Below are 1017 nucleotides of genomic sequence, written 5' to 3'. Positions count from 1 at the left end.
CAGAACCTGCTCTCCCTCCAGTCCACCGCCGACCTGCTCGCCACCACCCAGTCCCGTCTGTCGACTGGCAAGAAGGTGAACTCGGCGCTCGACAACCCCACCAACTTCTTCACGGCCCAGTCGCTCGACAACCGCGCCAGCGACATCAACAATCTGCTCGATGGCATCGCCAACGGCGTGCAGGTGCTCCAGGCCGCCAACACCGGCATCACCTCGCTGTCGAAGCTGCTCGACTCCGCCAAGTCGATCGCCAACCAGGCGCTGCAGACCACGGTCGGTTACTCGACCAAGTCGAACGTTTCGACCACGATCGCGGGCGCGACCTCGTCCGACCTGCGCGGTACCACGACCTACACCAGCGCGACCGCGCTCTCCAACGTGCTGTTCTCCGGCGCGGCTGGCGGCGTGACGGCGGCGACGGGCTCCACCACTCTCGGCGGCACCATCGGTGCGGTCACCGGCAGCTTGGTGAACGACAACCAGGGTACGCCCGCTGCAATCACCGCGACCACGCTGCTCTACGGTGACGGCGCCGGCGCGGCGACTGGAGGTCTGAGCCTGATCGGCGCTACCCAGTTCACCGACGGCGCGAGCTTCTCCGTCAACGGCCACTCGATCACCTTCAAGACGGGCGCCGCCCCGACCGCGGCGACTGTTCCGAGCGGCTACGGCATCAGCGGCAATGTCGCTGCTGACGGCAGTGGCAACTCGATCATCTATCTTGGTTCGGGTGCGGCGAACTCGACGGCGACCGTCGGTGATGTCCTCACCGCGATCGACCTTGCCAGCGGCGTCAAGAACGCTGTCGTCGCTGCGGGTGCTGCAACGATCACGACCAACACCAGCCAGACCGCGTCGGCGATCGCAGCTGGCAAGATCACCCTCGAAACCTCGACGGGCGCCGATCTCAGCGTCACCGGCAAAGCCGACCTGCTGAAGACTCTCGGTCTGACCGGTGCCACCGGTTCCGGCAATGCAACGGTCACCGCGAGCCGCACGACGGCCACGGGCAGCCTT

At 66.5% G+C, this 1017-nt stretch carries 1 protein-coding gene; it reads left to right on the top strand.

The features are described 5' to 3' along the window. The coding region (locus QSV46_RS39040) for a DUF1522 domain-containing protein (RefSeq protein ID WP_314964003.1) at nt 1-1017 on the top strand (1017 nt) is incomplete at both ends.

The sequence above is a fragment of the Bradyrhizobium cosmicum genome, assembly GCF_032290525.1.
Classification (GTDB): domain Bacteria; phylum Pseudomonadota; class Alphaproteobacteria; order Rhizobiales; family Xanthobacteraceae; genus Bradyrhizobium; species Bradyrhizobium cosmicum_A.
This window is presented reverse-complemented; position numbering and strand designations above follow the sequence as displayed.